The 6,000-nt window shown below is 59.3% G+C and carries 4 protein-coding genes; 1 reads left to right on the top strand and 3 read right to left on the bottom strand.

What is annotated here, in order from left to right:
* The first annotated feature begins 558 nt into the window (after positions 1–558).
* On the top strand, positions 559–873 hold the full coding sequence (locus DN412_RS37005) for an H-NS histone family protein (RefSeq protein ID WP_115216077.1): 315 nt from the start codon (positions 559–561) through the stop codon (positions 871–873).
* Positions 874–1,555: 682 nt separating this feature from the next.
* On the opposite strand, the gene DN412_RS37000 is transcribed toward DN412_RS37005, so the two are convergent.
* The 3 genes from DN412_RS37000 to ligD are packed head-to-tail and all read right to left on the bottom strand — an operon-like array spanning position 1,556 to position 5,815.
* A complete protein-coding gene (locus DN412_RS37000; RefSeq protein ID WP_115216076.1) occupies positions 1,556–2,371 on the bottom strand; it encodes a tetratricopeptide repeat protein in 816 nt (271 codons plus the stop codon).
* Positions 2,368–3,261, bottom strand: a complete 894-nt coding sequence (ku, locus tag DN412_RS36995; protein ID WP_115216075.1) for a non-homologous end joining protein Ku — start codon at positions 3,259–3,261, stop codon at positions 2,368–2,370. The genes DN412_RS37000 and ku overlap by 4 nt, the downstream gene beginning before the upstream one ends.
* A 31-nt stretch (positions 3,262–3,292) precedes the next feature.
* Entirely contained in the window at positions 3,293–5,815 is a 2,523-nt protein-coding gene (ligD, locus tag DN412_RS36990) for a DNA ligase D (protein WP_115216081.1), read from the bottom strand.
* Between the last annotated feature and the right edge of the window lie 185 nt (positions 5,816–6,000).

The raw sequence follows: 6,000 nt of genomic DNA, 5'->3' as shown, positions 1-6,000 counted from the left end.
CGTTCGGAGGAAGGTAGTTGGTTTCCTGTAAAGCGCGGTTTCGTCTTCCCACCGCTCTTTGAAAGGGGCTGGCTACCGATCCTACTCCGTTGGTGCCGTGTTCGACTCACGGGAGGCCCACCACACAACCATTGGCATCCATTCGTCAGGTTTGTTTCTTTAGCCTGGACTAGACCGAGACCGGAGGTCTTGATGTGGCTTGGTAGCGACACTGTGCTTTCTCTGACTGGTGCGGTCCGCCCAGGCCATGTGGGAAGCCCACCGCCGTTGCTCAACTTATATGAAGCGTCGCTATGATGGGAACTGATGCAAGCGCGTACCCGTTTCTGCGATCCGCAGCTGACGTCATCGGGTGCGGACGTCGCCCACCTTAACTTCAAGTCGCCGCCTATATGAAGTCCGCTTTGACGCTAACAGCGAAGCCATACATCAATACAAATAGTCCACTCCATTTCAATCAACTATCAGCTTCATTCGTAAGTCTTAGACGACGAATACCTTGCAGATGGTCTTTGGAATGCGTATAAGTCAATTGTGACTGAACAATTGGAGGCAAAAATGGCAACGTATCAGGATTTGTTGGCGCAGAAGCAAGCGTTGGAAGCCAAAATCGAAGAGGTGCGTTCGACTGAGGTCGCGGGCGTCATCGAACAGATTCGCGAGCTAATGGTTCGGTATAGCCTGTCGCCGGAAGACGTGGCGCCGCGTCGTCGTCGGGGCCGGCCCGCAAGTACAGCGTCCGCGGCCACCGAGAAAGCGCCGCTGCCGCCGAAGTACATGGATCCCAAAACCGGCAAAACCTGGTCGGGACGTGGCCGGACGCCGGCGTGGCTGGGCAAACGGCCCGAGCGTTTCCTTATCCAGCAGGAATGATCGATTGCACGCGCGTCGTCCCTTGAACGACGACGACTCAATCGACTCTCCACGAGACTGTACGTGTCAATGTGACCGGGCGGCGGCAGCCGTCGATGGGAGCAGTCACGTCGACGGCGGACCGCGCAACACACGCAGTCAAATCGAGCGAGGGGCCGGGGAAAAGACGGCTCTCGACCGGTAGCAGAGAGCCGCAGAACGTCCATGAAGAAATCGGGAAACTGGTGAGTTTCCCGTGCCCAGTATCGTCTAGTCTCCCGTGCTAGGCAAATCGGCCTGTCCACAAGGGGCGTTCACCCAAAAAAGAGCCCGCGTCACCGGGGGCGGCGACGCGGGCGGTAGCAGGACTGCCAAGGCATGATACGGCGCCGCAAGAAATTCTTAAGTCTGAATTAACCCAAATTTAACACCCATTTCCCCCAAGAGAGGGCTCCCGCGGCACAGCAGGAAAGTGGAGCCATCACTTTCAAGCCTGAAAATGGTCTACGCATCTCTTGCGCTAAGTGATCTGTACGTACTTTTTGAGGGCGCGCCATTGGACGGGGTGGCCAGCCAGAAATGCCGTCCGAGCGGCATCGTCGTAGCTCATGACGACGCGGCACCAATGCCGCGGCTGGCCGCGCTCGATAGTCCGCTCTAGGAGGGCTGGTGACCGCTTGATCGAGCGGTCACCCACTTGGCCTTATGGACGGTCGAGCTTCCGGAATGCGTTGAAATGCCGCAGCGCATTCTGGAAGTGGCCCAACTCCTGATGCAAACGCGCTGCGTTGTAGTGGGCATCGGCATCATCAGGCGCAAGCTCGATGCATCGTTCATACGCCGCCAGAGCTGACTGCAGGGCGCCGACATCCTCGTGTGCAACCCCCAGGTTGAAATGCAACTGCGGCGCGTTCGGAAGCACTGACAACGCCCCTTCATAGAGCATGATGGCTTCGTCGAAGCGTTCTTGGTCTGCCAACATGCACCCAAGGTTCAGGTAGGCGTTCAGCATTCCTGGCGAGATCTCTAAGGCGCGTCGGTACGCCGCTTCAGCCGCATCCGCGTCGACAGGTTCAAGTGCATAGCCTTGCGCAAAGCCTTCCTCGGCGGTCGCTTGGTTAGCACGCGTTCGCGTTAGATCAACGACTCGTACATCGGCTTCATCCGGTCCGAACTCGATCAGACGTTGGCCGCTCTCAACAAGCCACGCGCCGTGCCGGTCCCATGCCGATACTTTTCCGCTGCTTGCGGAGATTCGCAGCGCCGATAGGTGCCGGTTCGGTGTGAGCCGTTCGAGACGACGCAGCGCCCGCAGAATCCGTGCGGGCGCAACGCTCGATCTGTGCAGGGATTCGGCGGTGCGAATCAGAACCACGTCCCGGAAAGAGAAGACGTACTGACCGCGTGGGCCTCGTGCAGGAGTTACCAGCCCGGCCGCCACCAGACTGGAAATCAGCCGGCGCGAAGCGCCCAGGCGCGTTTCCAATTCGCGCGTGGTCAACCCTTCGCCGTGGTTCATGCCGACTTTTTTGTGGTGCGTCGGATCGGTGTCGGCTCTGAAGGCGCTGTGCCCCGCTTACCGGCTCTGCGGGAAGTTGACGGCTCGGCGGCCTTGGCTCTTCCCGCGGGCGCTCCCTTCTTGGACAGACTCGCACGAAGTGCATCCATCAGATCGATGACCTGCCCGCCGGCGGTGACTTCAACCGGTTCGGGCGATACGATTTGCTTGCCGGCGATCTTCGCGTCGATGGCGGCGAGAATCCTGACTTTCTCCTCGTCCTTGTACTGGGCCGGATCGTATTGGTCTTCCGAGGCTTGCTCGATCAGCTGGATCGCCAGCTTTAGCTCCGCATCCGAGACTGCCACTTCCTCGATATGCAGTTCGGCGATGTTGCGGACTTCATCTGCGAATAACAGTTGCTGGAACACCAGGCCGCCCTCGACCGGCCGGATCTGCACGATATGCGATTTGCCTTTCGAGGCCCACTTCGCAATGGCACAGCGACCGGTCTTCGACATGGCTTCGCGTAAAAGGCTGTACGGCTTACCGCCGCGCTTATCTGGAGCGATGAAGTACGCCTTGTCGTAATACAGCGGATCCACGCTGCTCTCGGGAATGAACGCAACGATATCGACCATGTGGCTGGCGCTCTCTTCCAAGGCTTTAAGTTCATCGGAGGAGAACGTCACGAAGCGGTCTTTCTCAAACTCGTAGCCCTTCACCATGTCTGCACGCTCGACAACCTTTTGGGTCTGCTCGGAAACGTACTGTTGTTTCAGCCGCGCGCCTTCTTTGCTCAGTAAGTTGAAGCGCACAGCAGAGCTTGTCTCGGTGGCGGTGTAGAGTTTGACGGGGATGGACACCAGGCCGAAAGACAGGGACAAAGAGGCGAGGGATCGTGCAGGCATTGGATACTCCACAGTGCAGATGCGCCAGAATTCAGCTTAATCGTTCGATGGCGGCGGTCAAACTTTGGCGTGCCTCCCAGTAAGACTGCCAGGGATCCGCCACTTGGAAACTGAGGTATTCCCGGGCATCGCGGATAGTCCACTGAGCGCCACTTTTCAGCTTGGTAAGCTGCTCCCAGGACACCGGCATGGAGACACCGAGTCCTGGCCGCGCTCGAGCCGAGAACGCGGCTGCGGTGGTTTGGGAGAAGCCGTTGCGCAGATAATCCACGAAAATCCGCCCCTTGCGGTTGGCCGCCCCAGAGCGGGCGGTGAAGCGCTGGGGCAGGGTGGCCGCCAAGTGTTTGACGGCGGCCCGCGAAAACGCCTTCACTTCGTCGTAGGAACGTTGCGGCGCCAGTGGCACGGCGACGTGCAACCCCTTGCCGCCGCTCGTTTTCAACCAGGACTGCAGCCCCAGTTCATCCAGCAGCGTGTGCACCAGCATGGCGGCTTCGACCATCGTCTCCCATGCAATCCCTTCGCCAGGATCGAGGTCGAAAATGACTCGATCGGGACACTCAATGTGGTGGGCCGTCGAATTCCAAGTATGAAACTCAACCACATTCATCTGGGCAGCGGCGACGATTGCTTCTGCCGAATCAGCAGTGAGTAATGCGGCATGGCCGGGCCAAAGGGATTGGGGCTGGTCGGTGAGGCCGGGCATCGCCGTTTCCGCGTGCTTTTGAAAGAACATCGGCGCATCAATCCCCTCGGGCGCGCGCACCACGGATAGCGGCCGATCTTTGAGGTGTGGCAGCATCAGCTCCGCCACGCTCTCGTAGTATCGAACCAGTTCGACCTTCGTGATATCTGTGGATTTGTCGATGACACGGTCCGGATTGGTGACCTTGATGGCGCTCACGCCGTGCGGCGTCACGGTAGTCTGGATAGCCTCTCGCCGGACCGACTTAGCTGGATGATCGGCGCGCAGGCCTTTGAACGAGGCTTGGCGTACCTGGCCTTCAGGGGTCCACTCGGAAAACTCGACTTCTGCAACGAGGGTCGGTTTCACCCAACGCACATCGGCTTCTCGGCCTCCACCCCATCGCCGGCTGGAACGCGCCTCCGTCGAAAAGGGACTTCGCTCAGTTTCCAAGGCGGCCAAGCGCCTTTTGAGTTCTGTTGCCGTCGCGCTGTCCCAGCCAGTTCCAACGCCGCCGACGTAATGGAGTTCCCCGTCCGCGTACACGCCAAGCAATAGCTTACCTACCTCGACTGCTGCACCACTGCGGTCCGAGAACCCGCCAATCACAAACTCCTGACGCAGTTTGCATTTGGCTTTCAGCCACGTCTGCGTGCGAGCGGAAACATAGGAGGAGTCCGCCCGCTTGAACATCAAGCCTTCGAGACCGAGCTGGCACGCCGCCTGGAAAATCTGCGCCGGGGGGGCATCGAAGGCTTCGCTAAAGCGCACGCATTCGGAGCGATCTCCGACAAGCTCCGCCAGCTTAGCCCGCCGCTGGGCCAGGGGGACGTTGCGCAAATCCCGGCCTTCCCAGAAGGGTAGATCGAAGGCGAAGAAGACGATTGCGTCGCTGCGATGCCCGTCGATTGCGTTCTGCAAGGCATTGAAATCTGGCATGCCATCGCGAAGCACGACAATCTCGCCATCCAGCCAGCCTTCCGAGAGGTCTAACTTCTCGATCTCCGCCGCCAGGGATCCCAGCTTGCGTGTCCAGTCATGGCCATTACGAGTAAAAAGCGCCACTCGGGCATTCTCGATTCTGGCCAAGATTCTGTAACCATCGAACTTGGTTTCGATGACCCACCCGGTACCGGTCGGAAGTGCGGGTGCCGGGGTCGCAAGCTGTGGCCCGAGCTTAGCCGGCAAGGGGACGAGCGGGGCGTCCGTGATGGCGGTATCGAAAGCCATTTCGGTTGAGTCCTGCGACGCCTGAGTCAGCGCACCCAGTGGCTTTGCGATGACGCTATCCGGCAAAGCTGCCAACACGTCGAACTCCACCAGTGGTCGCGCCCAGGCATCTTGCTTCTTGAATAGGATCCACTGTCCTGATTGGTCACCTGGCTTGGCGATGCGTACCAGCTCCCAACGGCCTGCCAACTTTTCTCCGTACAGGTCGAAGAGCAACTTGCCTGCGGCCATACCTTCACGCGGATCGCCGATTGGCTCCCACGTGCCTCGATCCCAGACGATCACCGATCCGGCGCCATACTGTTTGGCCGGGATCTCTCCCTCAAAATTGGCATAGTCGAGCGGGTGGTCCTCCACATGGACCGCGATACGCTTTTCCCTGGGATCGTAGCTAGGGCCCTTGGGCACTGCCCAACTGAGCAGCACACCATCGAGTTCAAGCCGGAAGTCGTAGTGCAGCCGCCGTGCCCAATGCTTCTGGACCACGAAACGCAACTGTTCGGCTTTCTTGCGCCGCTGTCGTGTCCCCGCCGGCTCTGAAGTGACGCTGAAGTTGCGCTTCTTCTGATAGCGGTCGAGGTTGGGCAATCGCTCTGCAGTGCGAGCTCTAGCCTTTGACGTCCCTGGAGTCGTTGCCATAGGCTGCATCCGGATCGCCTCATCCCTTCCATGCACGATCAGCTCGACCTGCCGTTTTTTTTTTGAATGTGAAAGTGCCCTCTGCGCCACCTTCCAGTTCAACCGTCCATGGTCGCCCCTTTGCACCACACAAACGTTTGGCATGTCGGCTCGTTGGGCTGCCATATTTCTGCAGTCTAGGCCTC

The organism is Cupriavidus lacunae, assembly GCF_003353055.1.
Classification (GTDB): domain Bacteria; phylum Pseudomonadota; class Gammaproteobacteria; order Burkholderiales; family Burkholderiaceae; genus Cupriavidus; species Cupriavidus lacunae.
Note: the sequence above shows the minus strand (reverse complement) of the source record. Positions and strands in the feature narration are given on the sequence as shown.